This is a genomic window from Enterococcus gallinarum NBRC 100675 (assembly GCF_001544275.1).
GTDB lineage: Bacteria > Bacillota > Bacilli > Lactobacillales > Enterococcaceae > Enterococcus_D > Enterococcus_D gallinarum.
Map to the genome: position 1 here is coordinate 1 of NZ_BCQE01000081.1, position 898 is coordinate 898.

Annotated in this window: 1 protein-coding gene; it reads left to right on the forward strand. The window is 44.8% G+C overall.

Annotated elements, in window-relative coordinates:
- Positions 1-18: 18 nt before the first annotated feature.
- On the forward strand, positions 19-898 hold an 880-nt coding region (locus tag EG2_RS18155), incomplete at its 3' end, for an IS256-like element ISLgar5 family transposase (protein WP_060815728.1).

An 898-nucleotide genomic window follows, 5' to 3' on the forward strand; every position in this document is an offset into this window, starting at 1 on the left:
AGAAGAGAGGACTTCCCTATGAACGATTTTACTACAGAAATTCTAAAGACTCTAGCGAACAAAGGCGATTTGAATGAATTATTCCGTGTCCATTTGGAGAAAGCAGTCAATACGCTTCTCAAAACGGAGTTAACGGCTTTCCTAGATTACGAAAAGTATGATCGCATTGGTTTTAACACGGGTAATTCTCGTAACGGCTCCTATGACCGTACGGTCAAGACCGAGTATGGGGAACTTCATCTCCAGATTCCGCGCGACCGCAATGGTGAGTTCAAGCAACAGACTGTTCCTGCTTATAGACGGACGAATGACACGTTAGAGGAGACCGTCATTCACCTCTTCCGAAAAGGTATTACCATGTCGGAAATCGCAGACTTGATTGAGAAAATGTATGGGCATTACTACACGCCCCAAACCATGTCCAATATAACAAAATCATTTACAGAAGAGGTAACGGCGTTTAAAGGGCGGGAGCTTCATGACCGTTATGCTGCTATTTATATGGACGCAACGTATATTCCGTTAAAGCGGAAAACCGTCGCCAAGGAAGCTATTCATATCGCAGTTGGCATTCGCCCGGACGGATCAAAGGAAGTATTGAGCTATGCGATTGCACCGACTGAATCCATCACGATTTGGGAGGAAATTTTATTGGACCTTCAAGAGCGCGGTTTGAAAAATGTCCTCCTGTTCATCACGGATGGCTTAAAGGGGATGGTAGGAGCGATTAGTCGGTTCTATCCCAAAGCTCGTTTTCAACATTGTTGTGTACACGTTTCCCGTAATATCAGTCACAAAGTGCGTGTCGATGATCGTAAGGAAGTCTGTGATGATTTTAAAATGGTGTATCAAGCCTCATCTAAAGAGGTGGCGTTGGAAGCACGTGGTGCTTTTGCGG